This window comes from Variovorax sp. GW823-FHT02B07 (genome assembly GCF_058797695.1).
In genome coordinates this window covers 109,973-131,251 of sequence record NZ_JBXAJX010000001.1, presented here as the reverse complement: position 1 = coordinate 131,251, position 21,279 = coordinate 109,973, and the positions used below count along the sequence as shown (strand labels likewise).

The 21,279-nt window shown below is 66.7% G+C and carries 19 protein-coding genes; 5 read left to right on the top strand and 14 right to left on the bottom strand.

The annotated features are described in order from the left end of the window. Nucleotides 1-65: 65 nt before the first annotated feature. The 11 genes from AC1RGU_RS00645 to AC1RGU_RS00595 form a co-directional block, all read right to left on the bottom strand. Nucleotides 66-839, bottom strand: a complete 774-nt coding sequence (locus tag AC1RGU_RS00645) for an endonuclease/exonuclease/phosphatase family protein (protein ID WP_487847824.1) — start codon at nucleotides 837-839, stop codon at nucleotides 66-68. After that, nucleotides 836-1,312, bottom strand: coding sequence for a dihydroneopterin triphosphate diphosphatase (nudB, locus tag AC1RGU_RS00640; RefSeq protein ID WP_095743927.1), 477 nt, complete (start codon nucleotides 1,310-1,312; stop codon nucleotides 836-838). The genes AC1RGU_RS00645 and nudB overlap by 4 nt, the downstream gene beginning before the upstream one ends. A 7-nt stretch (nucleotides 1,313-1,319) precedes the next feature. Next, nucleotides 1,320-3,125 (bottom strand): aspartate--tRNA ligase, encoded by a 1,806-nt coding sequence (gene aspS, locus AC1RGU_RS00635; RefSeq protein ID WP_492694067.1) that lies wholly within the window; start codon nucleotides 3,123-3,125, stop codon nucleotides 1,320-1,322. 37 nt (nucleotides 3,126-3,162) lie between these two features. Continuing rightward, complete coding sequence (locus tag AC1RGU_RS00630; RefSeq protein ID WP_062477045.1) at nucleotides 3,163-3,795, bottom strand: DUF502 domain-containing protein; 633 nt, start codon at nucleotides 3,793-3,795, stop codon at nucleotides 3,163-3,165. Between the two features lie 14 nt (nucleotides 3,796-3,809). Next, nucleotides 3,810-4,151 (bottom strand): FmdB family zinc ribbon protein, encoded by a 342-nt coding sequence (locus tag AC1RGU_RS00625; protein WP_062477042.1) that lies wholly within the window; start codon nucleotides 4,149-4,151, stop codon nucleotides 3,810-3,812. 105 nt (nucleotides 4,152-4,256) lie between these two features. Next, nucleotides 4,257-5,705: a high affinity choline transporter 1 gene (locus AC1RGU_RS00620; protein ID WP_062477039.1), complete on the bottom strand. Its 1,449-nt coding sequence runs from the start codon at nucleotides 5,703-5,705 to the stop codon at nucleotides 4,257-4,259. Nucleotides 5,706-5,724: 19 nt separating this feature from the next. Next, the gene (gene ubiB, locus AC1RGU_RS00615; protein ID WP_062477035.1) at nucleotides 5,725-7,290 is read right to left on the bottom strand and encodes a ubiquinone biosynthesis regulatory protein kinase UbiB; all 1,566 of its coding nucleotides are present in this window, start codon (nucleotides 7,288-7,290) and stop codon (nucleotides 5,725-5,727) included. Continuing rightward, nucleotides 7,287-7,844: a ubiquinone biosynthesis accessory factor UbiJ gene (locus AC1RGU_RS00610; protein ID WP_062477123.1), complete on the bottom strand. Its 558-nt coding sequence runs from the start codon at nucleotides 7,842-7,844 to the stop codon at nucleotides 7,287-7,289. The genes ubiB and AC1RGU_RS00610 overlap by 4 nt, the downstream gene beginning before the upstream one ends. Before the next feature lie 57 nt (nucleotides 7,845-7,901). Continuing rightward, nucleotides 7,902-8,906, bottom strand: a complete 1,005-nt coding sequence (locus tag AC1RGU_RS00605) for a Tim44 domain-containing protein (RefSeq protein WP_062477032.1) — start codon at nucleotides 8,904-8,906, stop codon at nucleotides 7,902-7,904. Nucleotides 8,907-8,947: 41 nt separating this feature from the next. Continuing rightward, nucleotides 8,948-9,679 carry a bifunctional demethylmenaquinone methyltransferase/2-methoxy-6-polyprenyl-1,4-benzoquinol methylase UbiE gene (gene ubiE / locus AC1RGU_RS00600; protein WP_056578284.1) on the bottom strand — a complete coding sequence of 244 codons (732 nt, stop codon included), beginning with the start codon at nucleotides 9,677-9,679 and terminating at the stop codon, nucleotides 8,948-8,950. Nucleotides 9,680-9,850: 171 nt separating this feature from the next. Next, nucleotides 9,851-10,264: a gamma-butyrobetaine hydroxylase family protein gene (locus AC1RGU_RS00595; protein ID WP_062477026.1), complete on the bottom strand. Its 414-nt coding sequence runs from the start codon at nucleotides 10,262-10,264 to the stop codon at nucleotides 9,851-9,853. Between the two features lie 106 nt (nucleotides 10,265-10,370). Here AC1RGU_RS00595 and AC1RGU_RS00590 point away from each other — a divergent pair, with 106 nt between their 5' ends. Further along, nucleotides 10,371-11,156, top strand: a complete 786-nt coding sequence (locus AC1RGU_RS00590; RefSeq protein ID WP_492694064.1) for a hypothetical protein — start codon at nucleotides 10,371-10,373, stop codon at nucleotides 11,154-11,156. Between the two features lie 15 nt (nucleotides 11,157-11,171). Here the strand turns inward: AC1RGU_RS00590 and AC1RGU_RS00585 are convergent, their stop codons facing one another. The 3 genes from AC1RGU_RS00585 to serA all read right to left on the bottom strand — a co-directional run bounded on the left by AC1RGU_RS00585 (nucleotide 11,172) and on the right by serA (nucleotide 16,857). Next, the gene (locus AC1RGU_RS00585) at nucleotides 11,172-11,609 is read right to left on the bottom strand and encodes an HIT family protein (protein ID WP_492694062.1); all 438 of its coding nucleotides are present in this window, start codon (nucleotides 11,607-11,609) and stop codon (nucleotides 11,172-11,174) included. Then, the gene (locus tag AC1RGU_RS00580) at nucleotides 11,606-15,484 is read right to left on the bottom strand and encodes a DUF3683 domain-containing protein (protein ID WP_492694060.1); all 3,879 of its coding nucleotides are present in this window, start codon (nucleotides 15,482-15,484) and stop codon (nucleotides 11,606-11,608) included. The genes AC1RGU_RS00585 and AC1RGU_RS00580 overlap by 4 nt, the downstream gene beginning before the upstream one ends. A 140-nt stretch (nucleotides 15,485-15,624) precedes the next feature. Next, on the bottom strand, nucleotides 15,625-16,857 hold the full coding sequence (gene serA / locus AC1RGU_RS00575; RefSeq protein WP_070063599.1) for a phosphoglycerate dehydrogenase: 1,233 nt from the start codon (nucleotides 16,855-16,857) through the stop codon (nucleotides 15,625-15,627). 227 nt (nucleotides 16,858-17,084) lie between these two features. On the opposite strand from serA, the gene ugpB reads away from it, so the two are divergent. The 4 genes from ugpB to ugpC all read left to right on the top strand — a co-directional run bounded on the left by ugpB (nucleotide 17,085) and on the right by ugpC (nucleotide 21,277). Then, nucleotides 17,085-18,395 carry a sn-glycerol-3-phosphate ABC transporter substrate-binding protein UgpB gene (ugpB, locus tag AC1RGU_RS00570; protein ID WP_492694058.1) on the top strand — a complete coding sequence of 437 codons (1,311 nt, stop codon included), beginning with the start codon at nucleotides 17,085-17,087 and terminating at the stop codon, nucleotides 18,393-18,395. 98 nt (nucleotides 18,396-18,493) lie between these two features. Further along, nucleotides 18,494-19,375 carry a sn-glycerol-3-phosphate ABC transporter permease UgpA gene (gene ugpA, locus AC1RGU_RS00565; RefSeq protein ID WP_159274956.1) on the top strand — a complete coding sequence of 294 codons (882 nt, stop codon included), beginning with the start codon at nucleotides 18,494-18,496 and terminating at the stop codon, nucleotides 19,373-19,375. A gap of 39 nt (nucleotides 19,376-19,414) precedes the next feature. Then, nucleotides 19,415-20,266: a sn-glycerol-3-phosphate ABC transporter permease UgpE gene (gene ugpE / locus AC1RGU_RS00560; protein WP_062474482.1), complete on the top strand. Its 852-nt coding sequence runs from the start codon at nucleotides 19,415-19,417 to the stop codon at nucleotides 20,264-20,266. A gap of 3 nt (nucleotides 20,267-20,269) precedes the next feature. Continuing rightward, nucleotides 20,270-21,277 carry a sn-glycerol-3-phosphate ABC transporter ATP-binding protein UgpC gene (gene ugpC, locus AC1RGU_RS00555; protein WP_062474484.1) on the top strand — a complete coding sequence of 336 codons (1,008 nt, stop codon included), beginning with the start codon at nucleotides 20,270-20,272 and terminating at the stop codon, nucleotides 21,275-21,277. The last annotated feature ends 2 nt before the right edge of the window (nucleotides 21,278-21,279 follow it).

Below are 21,279 nucleotides of genomic sequence, written 5' to 3'. Positions count from 1 at the left end.
TCGTACCAGTGAATGGCTCCAGGGGATTCGGGCTGCAACGCCCGCCCCTTCTCGGAGCAATGCTATCAATTAGGTAGCGCGAAGTCGGCTACCAGTGGAAGGTGGTCGGACATGCGGGCCCAGATCGGGCCGCGCGGCACATTGCAGGCCAGCGGTTCGAGCTGGCGGCCGTAGACGAAATCGAGCTGCGTCACGGGCAGGCGCGAGGGGTACGTGAGCGTGCGGGGGCCGCGCAGGTCGCTGGTATCGCGCAGGCCCATGGCGTTCATGGCGTAGCGCATGCGCGCGCCCCAGTCGTTGAAGTCGCCGGCCACCACCACGGCCTCGTCGGCCGGCACCTCGCGCTCGATGAACTCGCGCAGCCGGGCCACCTGCCGCACGCGGCTGCCCTTGATGAGCCCCAGGTGCACCACGATGGCGTGCACCCGGCGCCCTTCGACGTCGATCACGGCATGCAGCAGGCCGCGCTGTTCGAAGCGGTGGTCGGAGATGTCCTGGTGGCCGGTGCGGATCACCGGCCAGCGCGTGAGCAACGCGTTGCCGTGCTCGCCGTGGCGCGTGACGGCGTTGGTCTCGTAGACGGCCGTGTAGCCCTCGGGCGCCAGAAAGTCGGCCTGCGGCAGCTCGGGCCAGCGCGGAAAGCGGGCGGCGGCCTGGCGGTTCATCTTGCGCACTTCCTGCAGGCAGACGATGTCGGCATCGAGCTGCTCGATGGCGTGGCCCAGGTTGTGGATCTCGAGCCGACGCGCCGGCCCGATCCCCTGCACACCCTTGTGGATGTTGTAGGTCGCGACCCGGAGGTTCTGCGTTGCTGCTGCTGCGGCGGCCGGTGGGTTCATCGCGCAAATTCTGGCAGCAACAGAATGGCTTCGGCGTTCGACGGGGAAAAGCAGGCGTCCGCCGCCTCGTGGTACGGCAGCCATTGCCAGTCGGTGTGCTCGCGCGGATCGAGCACGGGCGTCAGGCGCTCGGGCACGCACAGGCCGAACAGGTGCTCGGTGTTGTGGGTGACGCCGGGTTCGTAGCGCGCGCGCCAACCCGGGTAGATCTCGTAGACGTTGCGCAGCTGCCAGTCAACCAGCTGCGAGGCGAGCGGCGTGCCTTCACTGCAATCGATGCCGGTTTCCTCGGCCACTTCGCGTGCGGCGGTGAGCGCGAGCGGCTCGTCGACTGCGTCCTTGCTTCCAGTGACCGACTGCCAGAAGTCGGACTCGGCATCCGCACGCCGGATGAGCAGCACATCGAGTGCCGGCGTGTGGATCACGACCAGCACCGACTCCGGGATCTTCCAGGGCCGGGTGCCGGTCGTCATGGCTGCATCAGGCCGCTTGCGGCGTGTTGCGCAGCTTGATGTGCAGTTCGCGCAGCTGCTTCTCGTCGACCGGGCTCGGCGCCTGCGTCAGCAGGTCTTGCGCGCGCTGGGTCTTGGGGAAGGCGATCACGTCGCGGATCGACTCAGCGCCGGTCATGAGCATGACCAGGCGGTCCAGGCCGATGGCGATGCCGCCGTGCGGCGGGGCGCCGTACTGCAGTGCGTCCAGCAGGAAGCCGAACTTGAGCTGTGCGTCTTCGGCACTGATCTTCAGCGCGCGGAACACCTTGCTCTGCACTTCCTCGCGGTGGATACGCACCGAGCCGCCGCCCATCTCGATGCCGTTGAGCACCATGTCGTAGGCCTTGGCGATGCACTTCTCGGGTGCGGTGTCCATGAGGTCTTCATGGCCGTCCTTCGGTGCGGTGAACGGGTGGTGCACGGCACTCCAGCGCTGGCCTTCCTCGTCGAACTCGAACATCGGGAAGTCGACCACCCACAGCGGTGCCCAGCGGTCGTCGAACAGGCCCGCCTTCTTGCCGAAGGCGCTGTGGCCGATCTTCACGCGCAGCGCGCCGATGGCGTCGTTGACGACCTTTTCCTTGTCGGCGCCGAAGAACAGGATGTCGCCGTTGCGGGCACCCGTGCGGGCGATGATCTCGGCCAGCGTGGCGTCGTCCAGGTTCTTGACGATCGGGCTCTGCAGGCCTTCGCGGCCGGCAGCAGCGTCGTTGACCTTGATGTAGGCCAGGCCCTTGGCGCCGTAGATCTTCACGAACTCCTGGTACGCGTCGATCTCGCCGCGCGACAGGCCGCCTTCGGCACCGCCGCCGGGCACGCGCAGTGCGACCACGCGACCGCCGGCCATGGTGGCGGCGTTGGAGAACACCTTGAACTCGACGCGCTTCATCAGCTCGGTGAGTTCGGTGAACTCGAGCTTCACGCGCAGGTCGGGCTTGTCCGAGCCGTACTTGAACATCGCGTCGGCATAGCTCATGGTCGGGAACACCGGCAGGTCGATGTCCGCGGCGTTGCGGAACACGTTGCGGATCATGCCTTCGAACATCTCGCGGATTTCTTCTTCGGCAAGGAACGAGGTCTCGATGTCGATCTGCGTGAATTCAGGCTGGCGGTCGGCGCGCAGGTCTTCGTCGCGGAAGCACTTCACGATCTGGTAGTAGCGGTCGTAGCCGGCCACCATCAGCAGCTGCTTGAACAGCTGGGGCGACTGCGGCAGCGCGAAGAAGCTGCCGTCGTGCACGCGGCTGGGCACGAGGTAGTCGCGCGCGCCTTCGGGCGTGGACTTGCCCAGCATCGGCGTCTCGATGTCGATGAAGCCGTTGGCATCGAGGAACTTGCGCGTTTCCATCGTCACCTTGTAGCGCAGCATCATGTTGCGCTGCATGGCCGGGCGGCGCAGGTCGAGCACGCGGTGCGTGAGGCGGGTGGTTTCCGACAGGTTGTCGTCGTCCAGCAGGAACGGGGGCGTGACCGAGGGGTTCAGCACCTTCAGTTCGTGGCACAGCACTTCGATCTTGCCGCTCTTGAGGCTGTCGTTGGTCGTGCCTTCGGGGCGCGCGCGCACGAGGCCGGTGATCTGCACGCAGAACTCGTTGCGCAGGTTCTCGGCCACGGCGAAGGTCGAGGCGCGGTCGGGGTCGCACACCACCTGCACGTAGCCTTCGCGGTCGCGCACGTCGATGAAGATCACGCCGCCGTGGTCGCGGCGACGGTTGACCCACCCGCACAGGGTGACGGTCTGGCCCAACAGGGCTTCGGTCACAAGACCGCAATAGTGAGTACGCATGGCCATAGAGATGACTTCCGGCGCCGTCGTGGCGCGTTCGTTTTTATGAGTTGGATGGCTTGATCGCCACCGAGGAGGGGCCGCCTGGAACGACCACGCCCATCGAGACGATGTACTTGAGCGCTTCGTCCACGCTCATCTTCAGTTCGACGCAGTCACTGCGCTTGAGCATGACGAAGTAGCCGCCCGTGGGGTTGGGCGTGGTCGGTACATAGACGCTGAGGAATTCCTCGCTGCCCAGGTACTCGGCCACCTCGTTGCCCGGCGCGCCGGTCACGAAGGCAATGGTCCACACGCTCTCGCGCGGCCACTGGATCAGCACTGCCGTGCGGAATGCGTTGCCGTTCTCGGAGAACAGCGTGTCCGACACCTGCTTGACGCTCGAGTAGATCGAGCGCACGACCGGAATGCGGCGCACCACGGCGTCGCCCCAGCCGAGCAGGCGCTTGCCGACGAAGTTGCTCGCAATGGCACCGACCACCAGCAGGATGGCCAGCGTGAGCAGCACACCGAGCCCGCGGATGTTGTTGTCGTAGAGCCAGCGCTGCCATGCGCCCGGCAGCACCCACAGCGTCTGGTCGAGCGTGTCGATGATCCACTTCAGCACCGCCAGGGTGATGAACAGCGGAACGATCACCAGCAAGCCGGAGAACAACCATTTGCGCAGGGCGGACATGGGAGAGGGTTCCGTCAGTCGCCGCTCTTGGCGGCAGCCGTTGCAGCGGGGGCCGGCGCGGGAGCGGGCGCCGGTGCGGGGCTGGAGGCGGGGGACGAAGAAGAAGCGTCGGCCGACTTGGCGCCGTCGCCGGACGCAGCGGGCGCGGTGGCGGCCTCGGACTTCTTGCCGCCGCCCTCGCGGAAGTCGGTCACGTACCAGCCCGAGCCCTTGAGCTGGAAGCCGGCGGCCGTGACCTGCTTTTCAAATGCGCTCGCACCGCATTCCGGGCACACCGAGAGCGGCGTGTCCGACATCTTCTGCAGAACGTCCTTGGCAAAGCCGCAGGAACTGCACTTGTAGGCGTAAATGGGCATGGAAAATCGGGGTGGGAATGAGCGACGCAGCTGCCGCTCGCAAAGCCCTCGATTATAGGGGCGCCCCCGCCCGCAGGGGTCGCACAGGCCCGGCCCGGCCCGCCGTCAGGCCGGCTCGGTCGCCAGGAGGCGGTGCGGCGTGTGAGTGTTCGCTATCCATTGCGGCAGCAGCGAGCCGATGACCATGCCCGCGAACGAGGACAGCACGCCCGCCAGCTGGGCCGGGAAGGCGGTGCCCCAGGGCATGGCCATGAATAGCAGCCAGACGCCGATGCCCCCCACGATCGAGGCGATGGCGCCCTGGGTGGTGGCGCGGCGCCAGTACAGGCCGCACACCAGCGGCACGAAAGCCCCGACCAGCGGCACTTGGTAGGCGCCCGAGACCAGTTCGTAGATCGGCGTGCCCTGCATGCGGATCGCGTAGGCCAGCACGGCGGCGCTGAACAGCAGCACCGTGATGCGCATGGTCATCAGGTTCTCGCGATCGGTGCCGGCGGGACGGAACTGGCGCCAGATGTTCTCGGTGAAGGTGACGCTGGGCGCCAGCAGGGTGGCCGAGGCGGTCGACTTGATGGCCGACAGCAGCGCGCCGAAGAACAGCACCTGCATCACGAAGGGCATCTTCTGCAGCACCAGCGTGGGCAGCACCTTCTGCGGATCTTCCTTCAGCAGCACGGCGACCTCCTCCGGCATGATCAGCAGCGCGCTGGCCACCAGGAACATCGGCACGAAGGCGAACAGGATGTAGGCCACGCCGCCGATCACCGGCCCGCGGGTCGCGGCCTTGACGCTGTTGGCCGACATCACGCGCTGGAACACGTCCTGCTGCGGAATGGAGCCCAGCATCATCGTGATGGCCGCGGCAAAGAAGAACACCATGTCGTGCCAGTTGGGCTCGGGCCAGAACTTGAAGAGGTCCTTGCTGACCGCGAAAGCCACCACCTTGTCGGCGCCGCCGGCCATGTCGCCCGCGAACATCGCGATGACCGCGAGGCCCACGACCAGGATGATCATCTGGATGAAGTCCGTCACGGCCACCGACCACATGCCGCCGAACAGCGTGTAGGCCAGGATCGAGACCACGCCGATCACCATGCCCAGCGGGATACTGATCGCGCCGGCCGACAGCACGTTGAATACCAGCCCCAGCGCCGTGACCTGCGCCGAGACCCAGCCCAGGTAGCTCAGCATGATGATCAGCGAACAGGCCACTTCCACGCTGCGGCCGTAGCGCTCGCGGTAGTAGTCGCTGATGGTCAAGAGCGTCATGCGGTACAGCTTGCCCGCGAAGAACAGGCCCACCAGGATCAGGCAGGTGCCCGCGCCGAACGGGTCTTCGACCACGCCGCTCAGGCCGCCCTCGATGAACTTGGCCGGAATGCCGAGCACCGTCTCGGACCCGAACCAGGTCGCGAAGGTGGTCGTGATGATCATGAACAGCGGCAGGTGCCGCCCCGCGATCGCGAAGTCGGTGGTGTTCTTCACCCGTTTGGCCGCATACAGGCCGATGGCGATGGTGACCAGCAGATAGACGATGACCAGCGTCAACAACACGGCGAAACTCCTCCAGCCTCTAGAACAAACGCACGCGCACCAGCACTTGCATGGCGAGCAACCCCAGGACGAATCCGATGCCGCCATAGAGGATGGCCTGCAGCAGCCGGTTGGTGCGCTTCTGCGCGGCCAGCAGCTCCTGCAACTCGCGGCGGTGATCGGGCGGCCGATTTTCCAGGAAATCGTGCAGCAAACGCGGCAATTGCGGCAGCAATTTCGCGTAGCGCGGCGCCTCGGCGCGCAGCTGCTGGAACAGCTTCTTCGGCCCGATCTGGTCGATCATCCACTTCTCGAGGAAGGGCTTGGCCGTGGCCCAGAGGTCGAGCTCGGGGTCGATGCTGCGGCCCAGGCCCTCGATGTTCAGCAGGGTCTTCTGCAGCAGCACCAGCTGCGGCTGGATCTCGACGTGGAAGCGGCGCGAGGTCTGGAACAGGCGCATCAGCACCATGCCCAGCGAGATTTCCTTCAGCGGCCGGTCGAAGTACGGCTCGCACACGGTGCGGATCGCCGCCTCGAGCTCGTCGATGCGCGTGCCCTGCGGCACCCAGCCGCTCTCCAGGTGCAGCTCGGCCACGCGCTTGTAGTCGCGCCGGAAGAAGGCCGCGAAGTTCTGCGCGAGGTACTCCTTGTCGGACTCGGTGAGCGTGCCGATGATGCCGAAGTCGAGCGAGATGTAGCGCCCGAAGGTCTCGGGCGCCAGGCTCACCTGGATGTTGCCCGGGTGCATGTCGGCGTGGAAGAAACCGTCGCGGAACACCTGCGTGAAGAAGATCGTCACGCCGTCGCGTGCGAGCTTGGGAATGTCGACGCCGGCAGCGCGCAGCTTGTCGATCTGGGCAATGGGCACACCGTTCATGCGCTCCATCACGATGACTTCGGGGTGGCAGAAGTCCCAGAACATCTCGGGGATCAGCACCAGGTCGAGCGAGGCCATGTTGCGGCGCAGCTGCGCGGCGTTGGCGGCCTCGCGCACGAGGTCGAGCTCGTCGTGCAGGTACTTGTCGAACTCGCCGACCACCTCGCGCGGCTTCAGGCGCTTGCCGTCGGGCGAGAGCTTCTCGATCCAGCCGGCCATCATGGCCATCAGGGCCAGGTCCTTCTCGATCACGCCGCGCATGTTGGGGCGCAGCACCTTCACCGCCACGTCGCGGATCTCGCCCTGGTTGGTGCGGATGGTCGCGAAGTGCACCTGCGCGATCGAGGCGCTGGCGATGGGCGTTTCGTCGAACTGCACGAACACGTCGCTCACCGGGCGGCGGAAGGCGCGCTCGATGGTCGCGACCGCCACTGCCGAGGGGAACGGCGGCACGCGGTCCTGCAGGAAGGCGAGCTCGTCGGCGATGTCGGGCGGCAGCAGGTCGCGCCGCGTGGACAGCACCTGGCCGAACTTCACGAAGATGGGGCCCAGCCGCTCCAGCGCCTCGCGCAAGCGCTGGCCGCGCGGCGCGTCGAGGTTGCGTCCGATGGAGACGATGCGCGCCACCACGCGCAGCCAGGGTTTCTGGAAGCTCGTGAGCACGAGCTCGTCCAGGCCATAGCGCAGTGCGACCCAGACGATGAACAGGCCGCGATAGAAGCGACTCATTCGGCGTGGCCCGCCGCACCGCCGGCACGGGCCGAGCGGTCGCCGACGAACTGGCGCAGCGCGCCCACCACGCGCCGCACGCCGTTGCCCAGCGTGTGCGCGGGCACGTCGCCGATCACGCGGGCCAGGTCGTCCTCGACGTCCCAGCGCACGTGGTCGACCAGCCAATTGACCTCGGCCGCGAGCTGCACGTCGCCGACGATCTGCACGGAAGGCTTGTCGCCGCGCAGCGTGGCGCGGGCGATGTCGAAGGGGGAGTCATCGATCACGGTGAGCGTGAGTTCGGGCGTGGAGCCGGCAGGTGCCAGGTCGAGCAGGCCGGCCGGCGTGGCCACCAGCTCCATCGTCACGAAGCGCCACTGGAAGCGCACCACCCTGCCTTGCTGGCGCAGCAGCCGCTGCTGCGCTTCGGGCTCCTGCTGCAGCACGTGGTTCAGGAACAGCACCGCGCGGTGCTGGATCTCGTGGACGGCCCAGGCCGGCGGTTGCAGGCGTTCGCCGATGCGGTTGAACAGGTCGCCGAGCAAAGAAAAAGGGGACGATGGTGTAGCCATGGTCCCCATTATCCCGTCAGTGCTACGGCCGGGTGACGGCCGTGGCTCAGGTTTTTGTCACTGCAGCGCTTGCACGCCTGCGACGAGCCAGCCGGCGCTGCCGGTCTTGGTCATGTTCCAGACTTCGCGGAACGGGGCCGGGCCCGCCGAGGCGTCTTCGCGGATCATGCCGGAGAACTCCACGCTCGCCATGTAGGCGTCGGGCAGCTCTTCGATGCCCAGCAGCTTGGCGTCGAGCATCACGACCTCGGTCTTGTTGAGCGCACCGCCCGTGTGGCTGGCGCGATCGGCCAGCTGCGTGCGGATCTCTTCGACCATGCTGTCGGTCATCATGGAACGCAGCATCGACACGTCGGCGCGGTCCCAGGCGTCTTGCAGCGTCACGAAGTTGCGCTTGGCGGCGGTGAGGAAACCGTCGGCATCGAAGCCTGCGGGGATGCCCCAGGACTGCGAACCGGCCAGTGCCGAACCGATCATGCTGCCACCGGCTGCGGCACCCGCGGCCGAGAGGCTGCTGCCGTGCGATGCCGGTGCGGCGTCGAACGCCGCGGCGTTGCGCTCCCACGGCCGTGCCGAGGCGTCGTTGCCGACGTTGGCCGGGCTGTACTGTGCCGGTGCGCGTGCATCGGCGGGGCTGCCGGCGCCCTGGAAGGCGAAAGCGCCCTGGCGGTTGGCGTTGCCCGACGACGCGGCCGAGCGCGCCTTGAAGATCCGCCACACCGCGAGCGCAGCGAAAGCCAGCAGCGCGATCAGCAAGATGTTGGCGAAGCCGGCACCCAGGCCCAGCGAATTCGCGAGCCATGCCAGGCCCAGGCCGGCGGCGAGACCGCCGAGCATCGCGCCCCACGGACGCTTCGGTGCAGCGGCGGCGGGCGTTGCGGGCTTGGGCGCCGCATTGGTCGCGTTCTGCTGCGCGGGGGCCGCGGGCTGCGTGGCCTGGCGCTGCGTCACGTTGGACGACTGGCGACCGACGGACTTGCCGCCACCCATGCGAGCAGCTTCCGCCTGAACGCTCACCAGCACCAGTGCTGCTGCCAAGAACAAAGAACCCAAACTCTTCATGCCGTCTCCTCTTGAGCGAAAAATTCGCGTCGTCATCGTGATCAACACTTGATTCCAACATGGAGGGCAGCAATTCCCCCCGTCATGTTGTGATAGTCCACATGTCCGAAACCGCCCTCTTTCATGAGGGTCTTGAGCTCCTCTTGCGAGGGATGCATCCGGATCGATTCGGCCAGGTAGCGGTAGCTCGCATCGTCGCCGGCCACGAGCTTGCCCAAGCGCGGCAGCACGTTGAACGAATACCAGTCGTAGGCCTTCGTGAGCGGCTTGGCGACCTTCGAGAACTCGAGCACCAGCAGCTTGCCGCGCGGCTTGAGCACGCGGTTCATCTCCTTGAGGGCAACGTCCTTGTGCGTCATGTTGCGCAGGCCGAAGGCCACGGTGACCACGTCGAAGTGGTCGTCGGGAAAGGGCAGCTTCTCGGCGTCGCAGACCGTGGTGGGCAGCACCACGCCGGCGTCGAGCAGGCGGTTGCGGCCGGTGCGCAGCATGGCTTCGTTGATGTCGGTATGGACCACCTGGCCGGTGGCGCCGACCTTCTTGGAGAAGGCGAGCGCGAGGTCGCCGGTGCCGCCCGCGATGTCGAGCACGCGCGAGCCTTCGCCCACGTTCGCGACCATCACGGTGTAGGCCTTCCAGGCCCGGTGCAGTCCGGCCGACATCAGGTCGTTCATGATGTCGTAGCGCGAGGCCACCGAGTCGAAGACGCCGCGAACGCGTTGCGCCTTCTCGCTTTCGTCGACTTTCTCGAAGCCGAAGTGGGTTGTACTCATGCGCTGGATGTTAGGCCGGAAGGCATTCCTTCAAGGCGACGACCCCGCGGGCACGGCGGACATTTGTTGCTTTTTCCTCCAACGGAGGGCCGCCGCAACGCGCGTCTTTGCTGTGTGTAAGGCTATCTTTTCAATAGCAACAGGGTATGTTTACCCTCGGTTCCTCGACGCTCAGTGGCTGCTGCAGGCGTGGCCGCCCTTGTCGGCCATCGGGGCGTCGCGGTCCACGCCCGCCGCGGCCAGGCGCCGCTCGTAATCGGCCCACAGCTCGGCCTGCCGCGCGCCCAGGTCATAGAGCAGGCTCCAGGTGTAGATGCCGGAGTTGTGGCCATCGCTGAAGGCCGGCTGCACCGCGTAGTTGCCCACCGGCTCGAGCCCGACCAGGTCGACGTCGCGCTTGCCGGTCTGCAGCACCTCCTGCCCCGGGCCGTGGCCCTGCACCTCGGCCGACGGCGAGTAGATGCGCATCAGCTCGAAGGGGATGCGGAAGGTGGCGCCGTCCGAGAAGCCGACCTCGAGCACGCGCGATTGGCCATGCACGGTGATCGATTGGGGTGTCGGCGCGCCGGCTTGCAAACCTGCCATGGGGAATCCGTTCGGAAGAAGAGAAAAAGAGAAAAGGGAGAGGACTCGCGCAGTATGCCGCGCGCTCCGCTGCGGCGTGCGGGCGGCCTGCGCTTAGCATTGCCGCATGCCGTCACGCACACGCTTTCCCCTCCTCCTGTCACGCTCGAACCAGGCCGCCCTCGTCCTCTGCGCCGCGCTCGCGGGCACCGCCCTCGCCCCACCGGCCCATGCCTTCTGGGGCCTGATCGGCAAGGCGGCAGGCAAGGCTGCGACCGCCGGCAAGGCGGCCGGCGTCGCGGGCAAGGGCGCGGCGGTCGGCGCCGGCGCGGTGGCAGCCGAAGGTGCAACCGGCGTGGCCGCCAAGGGCGCGATGGCGCTGGGCGACGACGCCGCGCATGCCGCCCAGGCCGGCTCGCGCGGCTTCGGCGGCGCGCATGAACTGAGCACCGTGAACGCCGCGCTGCCACCCGAGGTCGCGGCCTACCTTGCCAAGCCGGCGAAGGAGCTCACGCCCAAGGACACGTCGTTCATGATGGACAGCTACCGGCAGATGGTCGAGCGCGCCGGCAAGAGCGGCGACTTCACCGCCGTCGAGCGCATGCCGACCTCGGCGGGCACGGCACGCACGCTGCCTGCCGAACCCGTCAAGGCCGCAGCAACACCACAGCCAGCAACCACCACCGCGTCGTCCGGCAGCTCGGGCGCGCTGCCTTTCCACGCCGTGCGCCTGCTGGCCCATGCCGCGCATGCGGGCAACAAGAGCGCGCAGGCCGAGCTCGATCGCGTGTGCAGGGATGGCAGCGTGGCCTCGAAGCGCTTCTCGAAGGAAACGCGCGCCACGCCGGAATTCAAGCAGGCCTGTGCGGACCGCAAGGCAGGCAGCGCGACGCGCACCGCCGCGGCCAGCTAGGAAAAAGCGACGGCCTCAGGCCAGCGACGCGAGCCGGCGGACCATGTCGGCTTCCGCCTGCGGCAGCAGCGCCTGAACGGCGGCCAGCCGCTCGGCCGGCGCGGTGCGCTGCACGGCAGCCCAGACCGAACCGGGGAAACGGCTGTCCCAGTCGAAGCGCGCGATCACATGCCAGTGCAGGTGCGCCACCATGTTGCCGAGCGCGGCGATGTTGAGCTTGGTGGGCGCCAGCGCGTCGCGCAGGCATTGCTCCACGCGCACCACGGCCTCCATACACAGCACGCGGTCGGCCGCGTCGAGGTCGGAGAACTCCGCCGCATGGTCGCGCCACACCACGCGGTAGAAGGCCGGAAAGCCTTCTTCCTGCGCATGGATGACGCGCAGCTTCGCGCCTTCGAACACGACACGCCCGCCGGGCGCGTCGCACAGCGGGCAACCCGCCACTGCCGTCATACGAGCACCCGCTCGATGCCGCCCTGGTTGGCGGCCGCCACGTAGTTCGGCATCCAGTCGTCGCCGAGCAGCTTGTTCGCCATCTCGACCACGATGTAGTCGGCTTCGAGCAGGCCGTTGTTCAGGTCGTTGCCGTAGCGCGAGAGGCCTTGCAGGCAGCTCGGGCAGCTGGTGAGGATCTTCACGTTGCCGGTCGCGCCGACATTGCCGCTCTCGCGCAGCGCGGCCTCGCCCTTCTTCAGCTCTTCTTCCTTGCGGAAGCGGATCTGCGTCGAGATGTCCGGTCGCGAAACGCCCAGCGTGCCCGACTCACCGCAGCAGCGGTCGTTCTTGAGCACGTTGTCGCCGACCAGCGCCTTCACGGTCTTCATCGGGTCCTGCTGCTTCATCGGCGAGTGGCAGGGGTCGTGGTACAGGTAGCCCCCACCGCCCGCATCGGCCAGGGTGATGCCTTTTTCGAGCAGGTACTCGTGGATGTCGATGATCCGGCAGCCCGGGAAGATCTTGTCGAACTGGTAGCCCTGCAGCTGGTCGTAGCAGGTGCCGCAGCTCACCACCACGGTCTTGATGTCCAGGTAGTTGAGCGTGTTGGCCACGCGGTGGAAGAGCACGCGGTTGTCCGTGATCATCTTCTCGGCCTTGTCGAACTGGCCGCTGCCGCGTTGCGGATAACCGCAGCACAGGTAGCCCGGCGGCAGCACGGTCTGCACGCCCGCATGCCAGAGCATCGCCTGCGTGGCCAGGCCCACCTGCGAGAACAGCCGCTCCGAGCCGCAGCCCGGGAAGTAGAAGACCGCCTCGGTTTCCGAGCTGGTCGTCTTCGGGTTGCGGATGATCGGCACGTAGTCCGCATCTTCGATGTCGAGCAGCGCGCGCGCCGTCTTCTTCGGCAGGTTGCCAGGCATCTTCTTGTTGATGAAGTGGATCACCTGCTCCTTGATGGGCGCAGGCCCCAGCGTGGCCGGCGGCGCGCCGGTCTGCTTCTTCGCGAGGCCGCGCAGCAGGTCGTTGGCCATGCGCTGCGCCTTGAAGCCGATGCCCACCATGCCCGCGCGCACCGCCTTGATGGTCTGTGGGTTGGTCGCGTTCAGGAAGAACATCGCGGCCGCGTTGCCGGGGCGGAAGCTCTTCTGGCCCATCTTGCGCAGCAGGTTGCGCATGTTCATCGACACGTCGCCGAAGTCGATCTTCACGGGGCACGGCGTGAGGCACTTGTGGCACACGGTGCAGTGGTCGGCCACGTCCTCGAACTCTTCCCAGTGCTTGATGCTGATGCCGCGCCGCGTCTGCTCCTCGTAGAGGAAGGCCTCGACCAGCAGCGAGGTCGCGAGGATCTTGTTGCGCGGGCTGTACAGCAGGTTGGCGCGCGGCACGTGCGTGGCGCACACCGGCTTGCACTTGCCGCAGCGCAGGCAGTCCTTCACGCTGTCGGCGATGGCGCCGATGTCGCTCTGCTGCATGATCAGCGACTCGTGCCCCATGAGGCCGAAGCTCGGCGTGTAGGCATTGGTCAGGTCGGCGTGCAGCGTTTGTGCCTGCCCCGCGGGCGCGCGCAGCAGCTTGCCCTTGTTGAAGCGGCCCTCGGGGTCGACCCGGGCCTTGTACTCGGTGAACGGACGCAGCTCTTCGTCGGTGAGGAACTCGAGCTTGGTGATGCCGATGCCGTGCTCGCCCGAGATCACGCCGTCCAGGCTGCGTGCCAGCGCCATGATGCGCACCACCGCGGCATGCGCGGTCTGCAGCATCTCGTAGTTGTCGCTGTTGACGGGCAGGTTGGTGTGCACGTTGCCGTCGCCCGCGTGCATGTGCAGCGCGACCCACACGCGGCCCTTGAGCACCTGCTTGTGGATGGCGGTGCACTCGGCCAGGATCGGCCCGAACTCGGCGCCCGAAAAAATCTCCTGCAGCGGCTGGCGCAGCTGGGTCTTCCAGCTGGCGCGCAAGGTGTGGTCCTGCAGCTGCGGGAACAGCGTGTCGACGTTCTCGAGCCAGCCAGCCCACAGCGCGCGCACCTCGTGCACCAGCGCCACGGCCTGCGCCACGCGGTCTTCCAGCAGCTCGGCCGCCGGGATCTCGTGCGCGTCGTCGGTCTTGCCCAGCGGCAGGTTGCCGCGCGTGAGGAAGGCTTCGAGCGCATCGGTGAGCGCGAGCTTGTTCTGTAGCGACAGCTCGATGTTGATGCGCTCGATGCCGTCGCTGTACTCGGCCATGCGCGGCAGCGGGATCACCACGTCTTCGTTGATCTTGAAGGCGTTGGTGTGCTTGCTGATGGCGGCCGTGCGCTTGCGGTCGAGCCAGAATTTCTTGCGCGCCTCGGGGCTGATGGCAATGAAGCCTTCGCCGCTGCGCGAGTTGGCGATGCGCACCACTTCCGAGGTGACACGCGCCACCGCGTCGGCGTCGTCGCCGGCGATGTCGCCGAACAGCACCATCTTCGGCAGGCCGCCATGCTTCTTCGACTTGGTGGCGTAACCCACGGCCTTCAGGTAGCGGTCGTCCAGGTGCTCCAGGCCGGCCAGCAGCACGCCCGAGCGCTTCTGCTCGGCGAACATGAAGTCCTTGATCTCGACGATGCTGGGCACCGCGTCCTTGGCGTTGCCGAAGAACTCGAGGCACACGGTGCGCGTGTGCGCCGGCATCTTGTGCACCACCCAGCGGCAGCTGGTGATGAGGCCGTCGCAGCCCTCTTTCTGGATGCCCGGCAGGCCGGAGAGGAACTTGTCGGTCACGTCCTTGCCCAGGCCTTCCTTGCGGAAGGTCTTGCCGGGAATGTCGAGGCGCTCGGTGCGCAGCGGGGTCTTGCCGTCGGCGGCGTAGTACTGCAGTTCGAACACGGCGCTCTCGGCGTCGTGGATCTTGCCCAGGTTATGGCCAACGCGCGTGACTTCAAGCCATTCGGCCTGCGGCGTGACCATGCGCCACGAGGCGAGGTTGTCCAGCGCCGTGCCCCACAGCACGGCCTTCTTGCCGCCGGCGTTCATGGCGACGTTGCCGCCGACGCACGAGGCCTCGGCGGAGGTGGGATCGACCGCGAACACGAAGCCCGCGCGCTCGGCCGCGTCGGCCACGCGCTGCGTGACCACGCCGGCCTCGGTCCAGATGGTGGGCACGGGCGCGGCCAGGCCGGGCAGCGCGACGTGCTCGACCTCGGTCATGGCCTCGAGCTTCTCGGTATTGATGACCACGCTCTTCCAGGTCAGCGGGATCGCGCCGCCGGTGTAGCCGGTGCCGCCGCCGCGCGGAATGATGGTCAGGCCCAGCTCGATGCAGCCCTTGACCAGCAGCGCCATCTCGGCCTCGGTGTCGGGGCACAGAACGACGAAGGGGTACTCGACGCGCCAGTCGGTGGCGTCGGTCACGTGCGACACGCGCGAGAGGCCGTCGAACTTGATGTTGTCCTTGGCCGTGAGCCGGCCCAGCACGCGGGTGGCCTTGCGGCGCAGCGCGGCGACGTCGCGGAAGGTGTCGTCGAAGGCGGCGACGGCCTGGCTGACGAGCCCGGTGAGCTCGCCCACCAGCTGGTCGCGCGGCAGGTCGCTGTCGGGGGTGCGGCGCTTCTGCACCTCGCCCAGGCGGTGGCGCAGGGCGTCGACCAGCTGGCCGCGGCGGCGCGGGTTGTCGAGCAGGTCGTCGACGAGGTAGGGGTTGCGCTGCACCACCCAGATGTCGCCCAGCACCTCGTAGAGCATGCGCGCCGATCGGCCGGTGCGGCGCTCGGCGCGCAGGGTCTGCAGCAGGTCCCAGCCGCGCTCGCCCAGGAGGCGAATCACGATCTCCCGGTCGGAGAAGCTGGTGTAGTTGTAGGGGATCTCGCGCAGTCGTACAGGCTCTGCGGCCTGTGACAACAGCGTATTCAACGCGGTCGGAGCATTCATCGGGTGGGGCCCTTGGCCAGGCGCTGCGCGCCCATGTAGCCGGGGGGTCGATTTTAGGGCAGGCCCCGGGGGCTTTGCCGTGCCCGGCCGCTATTCCCTATCGCGGCCCTATTGCGGGGCCCGCAGGGGCCCCGTCGGGCTCAGAACAGCACGCGGCTGCGGATCGTCCCGCCTACCTTCGCCAGCTTTTCCAGCGCCAGGTCGGACGAGGCGGCGTCGATGTCCATCACGACGTAGCCGATCTTCTCGTTGGTCTGCAGGAACTGGGACGAGATGTTGATGTTGTTGTCCGAGAAGATCTTGTTGATCTCGGACAGCACGCCCGGCACGTTGCGGTGGATGTGCAGCAGGCGGTGCTTGCCGGGGTGCGCCGGCAGCGCCACCTCGGGGAAGTTGACCGACGAGGTCGAGGTGCCGTTGTCGCTGTACTTGACCAGCTTCTCGGCCACTTCGAGCCCGATGTTGGCCTGCGCCTCCATGGTCGAGCCGCCGATGTGCGGCGTGAGGATCACGTTGTCCAGCCCGCGCAGCGGCGACTGGAACTCGTCCTTGTTGGTGCGCGGCTCGACCGGGAACACGTCGATGGCGGCGCCCAGCAGCTTCTTGCTCTTGAGGGCCTCGGCCAGTGGCTCGATCTCGACCACGGTGCCGCGCGAGGCGTTCAGCAAAATGGCGCCCGGCTTCATGGCGGCGATCTCGGCCGCGCCGATCATCCATTGCGTGGCCTGGGTCTCGGGCACGTGCAGGGTCACGATGTCGCTCTGGCCCAGCAGCTGGTGCAGCTCGCGCACCTGGCGGGCGTTGCCCAGCGGCAGCTTGGTGACCACGTCGTAGAAGGCCACGTGCATGCCCAGCGCCTCGGCCAGCACCGACAGCTGCGCGCCGATGGAGCCGTAGCCCACGATGCCCAGCGTCTTGCCGCGGATCTCGAAGGCATTCTCGGCCGACTTGAGCCAGCCGCCGCGGTGCGCCACGGCGCTTTTCTCGGGCACGCCGCGCAGCAGCAGGATGGCTTCGGCCAGCACCAGCTCGGCCACCGAACGGGTGTTGGAATACGGCGCGTTGAACACGGCCACGCCATGCTCGCGGGCGGCTTCGAGGTCGACCTGGTTGGTGCCGATGCAGAAGCACCCGGCGGCCACCAGCTTGTGGGCGGCGGCGAACACCTCGGCCGTCAGCTGGGTGCGCGAGCGGATGCCCACGAAGTGCACGTCGGCGATCTTGGCCTTGAGTTCGGCGTCGGGCAGCGCACCCGGCAGCGACTCGATGTTGGTGTAGCCGGCGGCGCGCAGCACCTCCACGGCCGAGGGGTGGATGCCTTCGAGCAAAAGGAACTTGATCCTGCTTTTGTCGAGGGAGGTTTTGCTGCTCATGACGTACTCAAGGAAGCCCCGGCCATGGCGACAAGCTAGGCCAAAAAAGGGAGGGCGATGCTAGCATGGTGCAGCGCAGCATGAGGCCCGCAACCCGCGCCGGGCTTGACGCCAAAGGGGTTTCCCCGATTGGAGGAACCCTTCGGTCCGTGCCCCAATGTGACGCGGCTGTGTCACGCACATGCCCTAGCATTCGCGCTTTCCATTTTTCCCCTTCAGGAGTCTTCATGCGATTCAAGACGCTCGCGTTGGCATCGGCGCTGGCCGCCACGCTGTTCAATGCAGCCCAGGCCCAGACCGAGATCCAGTGGTGGCATTCCATGACCGCCGTCAACAACGAGTGGGTCAACGACCTGGCCAAGCAGTTCAACGAGAGCCAGAAGGAATACAAGATCGTCCCGACCTTCAAGGGCACGTACGACGAATCGATGACGGCCTCCATCGCGGCCTTCCGCGCCGGCAACGCACCGCACATCCTGCAGGTGTTCGAAGTGGGCACCGCCACCATGATGGCCAGCAAGGGCGCCGTCATTCCGGTCGGCCAGGTCATGAAGGACGCGGGCGAGAAGTTCGACCCGGCCGCCTACATCCCCGCCGTGGCCGGTTACTACACCGCCCCCAACGGCCAGATGCTGAGCTTCCCGTTCAACAGCTCGACCACGATCTTCTATTTCAACAAGGACGCCTTCAAGGCCGCCGGCCTGCCCACCGACAAGGCACCCGCCACCTGGCCCGAAGTGGTCGCGGCAGCCGCCAAGCTCAAGGCCAGTGGCCACAAGTGCCCGTTCACCACGGCCTGGCAGAACTGGACGCAGGTCGAGAGCTTCTCGGCCTGGCACAACGTCGAGTTCGCCAGCAAGGCCAACGGCCTGCAGGGCCTGGACGCGCGCCTGAAGGTGAATTCGCCGCTGCACCAGCGCCACATCGAGAACCTGGCCAGCATGTCCAAGCAGGGCCTGTTCATCTACAAGGGCCGCGGCAACGTGCCCGAGGCCTCGTTCGTGTCGGGCGAGTGCGCCATGATCAACACGTCGTCGGGCTTCTACGGCAACGTGGCCAAGAACGCCAAGTTCGCCTACGGCCTGGCACCCCTGCCCTACTACCCGGACGTGCCGGGCGCACCGCAGAACACCGTGATCGGCGGCGCCAGCCTGTGGGTCATGTCGGGCAAGAAGGCCGCCGAGTACAAGGGCGTGGCCAAGTTCTTCAGCTTCATCTCGACGCCTGAAGTGCAGTCCGCCAGCCACAAGCGCACCGGCTACCTGCCGGTGACCACCGCCTCGTACAAGCTCACCGAAGAGTCGGGCTTCTACAAGCAGAACCCCGGCACCGACGTGGCCGTGACGCAGATGATCCGCAAGGTCACCGACAAGAGCCGCGGCATCCGCCTGGGCAACTACGTGCAGATCCGCGCCATCGAGGACGAAGAGCTCGAACAGGTCTGGGGCGGCAAGAAGACGGCCAAGGAAGCCCTCGACGCCATCGTGACCCGCGGCAACGAGCAGCTGGAACGCTTCCAAAAGGCGAACAAAAGCTAACGATTAAAGATCCGGGCTCCGTGTCCGGCTAATATCGCCCGCCCCCGCACGCCCTTCTTCCAGGGCGCGCCGGGCGGGATTTTTTATGTAGGGGCTTCATGGAAAAACGCGTTTTCTTTCGCTCGGGCTGGTTGCCCTGGCTGCTGCTGACACCGCAGATGGCGGTGATCCTCGTGTTTTTCTTCTGGCCGGCCGGCCAGGCGCTGTTGCAGTCGCTGCAGCAGCAGGACGCGTTCGGCACGTCGGTCGAGTTCGTCGGGTTCGACAACTTCCGCCAGCTCTTCGACGACCCGGCCTATGCCGAGTCGTTCAAGACCACCGCGCTGTTCTCGGTGCTGGTGGCCGGCATCGGCATCAGCCTGTCGCTGATGCTGGCCGTGTTCGCCGACCGCATCGTGCGCGGCGGCATGTTCTACAAGACCATGCTGATCCTGCCGTACGCCGTGGCGCCCGCCGTGGCGGCCGTGCTGTGGGTCTTCATGTTCTCGCCCTCGCTGGGCGTGGTGGCCTATGCCCTGGGCAAGATCGGCATCAACTGGAACCACCTGCTCGACTCGGGCCACGCCATGACGCTGATCGTGATGGCCTCGGTGTGGAAGCAGATCTCCTACAACTTCCTGTTCTTCCTGGCCGGGCTGCAGTCCATTCCGAAGTCGCTGATCGAGGCCGCGGCCATCGACGGCGCGCGCCCGTGGCGCCGCTTCTGGACCGTGCAGTTCCCGCTGCTGTCGCCCACCACCTTCTTCCTGCTGGTGATCAACGTGGTCTACGCCTTCTTCGACACCTTCGCGATCGTCGATGCGGCCACGCAGGGCGGCCCGGGCAAGGACACGACCATCCTGGTCTACAAGGTCTACCACGACGGTTTCAAGGGCCTCGACCTCGGCGGCTCGGCCGCGCAGTCGGTGGTGCTGATGGTGATCGTGGTGGCGCTGACCGTCATCCAGTTCCGCTACGTCGAGAAGAAAGTGCAGTACTGATGAAGCAACAAGAACAAATCGAATTCGGCGGAGCGCAGCATGGTTGAGAAACGCGGCACGCAGGGCATCCTGGCCCACGTCATCATGATCCTGGGCGTGTTCATCGTCGCCTTCCCGCTCTACCTGGCGTTCGTGGCGTCCACGCACACGGCGCAGGAGATCGTGCAGGCGCCGATGCCCCTGACACCCGGCTCGAACATCGTCGACAGCTACAAGGGCGCCCTGTTCGGACGCGAGAGCAGCGCGGGCTCCAACGCCCCGGTGGCGCACATGATGTGGGTGAGCTTCGTGACGGCCATGGTCATCGCCATCGGCAAGATCACCATCTCGCTGCTGTCGGCCTTCGCCATCGTGTACTTCCGCTTTCCGTTCAAGAAGATCTGCTTTTGGGCCATCTTCGTGACGCTGATGCTGCCGGTGGAGGTGCGCATCCTGCCCACCTACAAGGTGCTGTCCGACCTGAACATGCTGAACACCTACGCGGGCCTGACGGTGCCGCTGATCGCGTCGGCCACGGCGACCTTCCTGTTCCGCCAGTTCTTCCTTACCGTACCCGACGAGCTCACCGAAGCGTCGCGCATGGACGGCGCGAGCCCCATGCGCTTCTTCTTCGACGTGCTGCTGCCGCTGTCCAAGACCTCGATCGCGGCGCTGTTCGTGATCCAGTTCATCTACGGCTGGAACCAGTACCTGTGGCCGCTGCTGGCGACCACGAGCGAAGACATGTACCCCGTGGTGGTCGGCATCAAGCGAATGATTGCCGGCGGCGACGGACAGAACGAATGGAACGTCGTGATGGCCACCGCCATCCTGGCGATGCTGCCGCCCGCGCTGGTGGTGATCCTGATGCAGAAATGGTTCGTCAAGGGCCTTGTAGATACCGAGAAATAAAAAATGGCAGCTCTTTCCCTACGCAACGTCATCAAGCGCTACGGCCACGGGCCGAAAGCCAACCAGGTCATCCACGGCGTGAGCGCCGAGATCGCCGACCACGAATTCATCGTCATCGTCGGCCCTTCGGGCTGCGGCAAGTCGACGCTGCTGCGCATGGTCGCGGGCCTGGAGGAAATCTCGGCCGGCGAAATCTGCATCGGCGGCAAGGTCGTGAACCAGCTCGAGCCCTCCGAGCGCGACATCGCCATGGTGTTCCAGAACTACGCGCTGTACCCGCACATGAGCGTGTTCGCGAACATGGCCTACGGCCTGAAGATCGCCAAGGTGCCGACGGCCGAGATCAAGGTGCGCGTCGACAAGGCCGCCAAGATCCTCGAGCTGGGCCACCTGCTCGAGCGCAAGCCGCGCGAACTCTCGGGCGGCCAGCGCCAGCGCGTGGCCATGGGCCGCGCCATCGTGCGCCAGCCGCAGGTGTTCCTGTTCGACGAACCGCTGTCGAACCTGGACGCCAAGCTGCGCGCCCAGACCCGCCTCGAGATCCAGAAGCTGCACCGCGAGCTCGGCATCACCTCGCTGTTCGTCACGCACGACCAGGTCGAGGCCATGACGCTGGCGCAGCGCATCATCGTGATGAACGGCGGCGTGATGGACCAGTTCGCCACGCCCGAAGAGGTGTACTCCAGGCCCGCCACCACCTTCGTGGCGAGCTTCATCGGCTCGCCGCCGATGAACCTGCTCAAGCACGCACCGGGCGTGCGCCCGGGCCAGATCCTGGGCATCCGCCCCGAGCACATGAAGCTCGACGAAAGCGGCTGGACCGTGCAGGTCGAGCAGGTCGAACTGCTGGGCGCCGAGCGCCTGGTGTACGGCCGCATCGGTGAAGAACAGATCATCATGCGCACCGATGAAGGCGACCACCCGCCGGTGGCCGGCGACACGGTGAAGATCGCCGCGCGCGAAGACAAGCTGCACTGGTTCGACGCCGGCTCCGGCAAGCGCGCCGACTGAGC

Coding starts and splice junctions, on each gene's coding strand:
- AC1RGU_RS00645 (WP_487847824.1), bottom strand. CDS start 839: ATGAACCCACCGGCCGCCGCAGCAGCAGCAACGCAGAACCTCCGGGTC.
- nudB (WP_095743927.1), bottom strand. CDS start 1,312: ATGACGACCGGCACCCGGCCCTGGAAGATCCCGGAGTCGGTGCTGGTC.
- aspS (WP_492694067.1), bottom strand. CDS start 3,125: ATGGCCATGCGTACTCACTATTGCGGTCTTGTGACCGAAGCCCTGTTG.
- AC1RGU_RS00630 (WP_062477045.1), bottom strand. CDS start 3,795: ATGTCCGCCCTGCGCAAATGGTTGTTCTCCGGCTTGCTGGTGATCGTT.
- AC1RGU_RS00625 (WP_062477042.1), bottom strand. CDS start 4,151: ATGCCCATTTACGCCTACAAGTGCAGTTCCTGCGGCTTTGCCAAGGAC.
- ubiB (WP_062477035.1), bottom strand. CDS start 7,290: ATGAGTCGCTTCTATCGCGGCCTGTTCATCGTCTGGGTCGCACTGCGC.
- AC1RGU_RS00610 (WP_062477123.1), bottom strand. CDS start 7,844: ATGGCTACACCATCGTCCCCTTTTTCTTTGCTCGGCGACCTGTTCAAC.
- AC1RGU_RS00605 (WP_062477032.1), bottom strand. CDS start 8,906: ATGAAGAGTTTGGGTTCTTTGTTCTTGGCAGCAGCACTGGTGCTGGTG.
- ubiE (WP_056578284.1), bottom strand. CDS start 9,679: ATGAGTACAACCCACTTCGGCTTCGAGAAAGTCGACGAAAGCGAGAAG.
- AC1RGU_RS00595 (WP_062477026.1), bottom strand. CDS start 10,264: ATGGCAGGTTTGCAAGCCGGCGCGCCGACACCCCAATCGATCACCGTG.
- AC1RGU_RS00590 (WP_492694064.1), top strand. CDS start 10,371: ATGCCGTCACGCACACGCTTTCCCCTCCTCCTGTCACGCTCGAACCAG.
- AC1RGU_RS00585 (WP_492694062.1), bottom strand. CDS start 11,609: ATGACGGCAGTGGCGGGTTGCCCGCTGTGCGACGCGCCCGGCGGGCGT.
- AC1RGU_RS00580 (WP_492694060.1), bottom strand. CDS start 15,484: ATGAATGCTCCGACCGCGTTGAATACGCTGTTGTCACAGGCCGCAGAG.
- serA (WP_070063599.1), bottom strand. CDS start 16,857: ATGAGCAGCAAAACCTCCCTCGACAAAAGCAGGATCAAGTTCCTTTTG.
- ugpB (WP_492694058.1), top strand. CDS start 17,085: ATGCGATTCAAGACGCTCGCGTTGGCATCGGCGCTGGCCGCCACGCTG.
- ugpA (WP_159274956.1), top strand. CDS start 18,494: ATGGAAAAACGCGTTTTCTTTCGCTCGGGCTGGTTGCCCTGGCTGCTG.
- ugpE (WP_062474482.1), top strand. CDS start 19,415: ATGGTTGAGAAACGCGGCACGCAGGGCATCCTGGCCCACGTCATCATG.
- ugpC (WP_062474484.1), top strand. CDS start 20,270: ATGGCAGCTCTTTCCCTACGCAACGTCATCAAGCGCTACGGCCACGGG.